Here is a 684-nt window from a genome sequence, read left to right as displayed (position 1 = left end):
AACTATACCTTCGTCACGGGCAAAATCTCCAATTGAATTATGTGGTTTTCATCATTCTCATACTAAAAATAAAAAAGTTTATGGTCATCAAATAGTAGGTGTTCTTCTGCAATGTGGGGATATAACTATCCCTTACGAGCTACCGCTCTATGATAAAATGCAATATGATTCTGAAGGCAATATTATATCTAAAATTATGATTGCTATAAAAGCAATTTCATCATTGCCAAAACCACCCTATCAGGGATATGTTTTAGCTGATAGCTGGTACAGTGCTGAAAAAATAATAAAAGCTTCTTTAAAAAATGGGTTTCAATATGTTGGTGCTCTAAAAACTAACCGTGTCATATATCCAAGAGAATGTAGAGTGAATCAAAAGATCAGTGGATATGCTCAAATGCTAAAAAAAGATCAATTTCACCTTGTTACAGTGAATGGTCATTCTTATTATATTTTTAGATATCAAGGCAAAATCAATGGTTTTAAGACTGTAACCATACTAATAAGTTATCCTAAGAATGCTTTTCATAATAATAAAGCACTGAAAGCATTTATAACAACAGATATCAGTTTATGTGATGAGGAAATTTTTCAAAGGTATAATTGTCGATGGACAATAGAAACTTTTTTTCGTCAAAATAAAATGGAGTTAAATCTTGATAAATATCAAATAAGAAGTTCTAG

The 684-nt window shown here is 30.4% G+C and carries 1 protein-coding gene; it reads left to right on the top strand.

The genetic code is table 11. The annotated features are described in order from the left end of the window. Nucleotides 1-684, top strand: a 684-nt coding sequence (locus CLTEP_RS14125) for a transposase (protein ID WP_153016372.1), incomplete at both ends; no start/stop codon positions are given.

The organism is Clostridium tepidiprofundi DSM 19306 (assembly GCF_001594005.1).
In the GTDB taxonomy this organism is placed as follows: domain Bacteria; phylum Bacillota; class Clostridia; order Clostridiales; family Clostridiaceae; genus Clostridium_AC; species Clostridium_AC tepidiprofundi.
This window is presented reverse-complemented; position numbering and strand designations above follow the sequence as displayed.